Annotated in this window: 2 pseudogenes; both read right to left on the bottom strand. The window is 46.1% G+C overall.

The window, feature by feature from the left end:
- A pseudogene (locus C3B52_RS35755) lies at positions 1-250 on the bottom strand (ABC transporter ATP-binding protein); the annotation flags it as partial.
- Between the two features lie 28 nt (positions 251-278).
- A pseudogene (locus C3B52_RS35750) lies at positions 279-608 on the bottom strand (hypothetical protein); the annotation flags it as partial.

Raw genomic sequence — 608 nt, 5'->3', positions numbered from 1 at the left:
GAAAGGAGCTCAGCGCGATTCCAAGCAATATGACCGTCAACTGAAGAACCAACCAATACAGTGCGCTAAGAGGCGTTTCACCACGGGTCAGCACACCCGTAACAGCGTTAATGACTTGAGCCGTAATATAGATCTGTGCTACAGGCAAGAAGGCCTCAGCCAGATAAATAACAGTGGCCCTTGAGAACATGCGTGGAGAAACACGGTACACCTGCTTCATAACCTCAAATATCAGGTTTGCATATTTCATGGTGTATGGCCTTGAGCCTCCTTCACGATTAAGCTGATTTGTTAAAGGCTGAAGGTTTTGCATGCGGTAGCTGTGTCATCATTTGCTCAAAATGATGCAAGTAATTGGTGACACTTTTGTTGAGGATAACCTGCTCATCGGATAAGTAAAACGCAAAGGGAAACCGGTTCACTTTATACGAATCGATAAGTGCCCGATCCGCCCATACCACCTGAAAATCTGCTAATTCATTGGTGTTGACCATCTCTTCAGCCTCGTCAGCATCCTGTGCGTACAGAAATAACGTGACGGGAAGCCCAGGATGCGAAGCAATGAATGTTTTAACGGCGCTATAGGTTTCCTTGCAGGCATTGCAATT

Origin of the sequence: Brevibacillus reuszeri (genome assembly GCF_002897295.1) — a bacterium.
In the GTDB taxonomy this organism is placed as follows: domain Bacteria; phylum Bacillota; class Bacilli; order Brevibacillales; family Brevibacillaceae; genus Brevibacillus; species Brevibacillus reuszeri_A.
The sequence above is the reverse complement of the archived record's forward strand: the minus strand, read 5'-3'. Positions and strand labels throughout refer to the sequence as shown.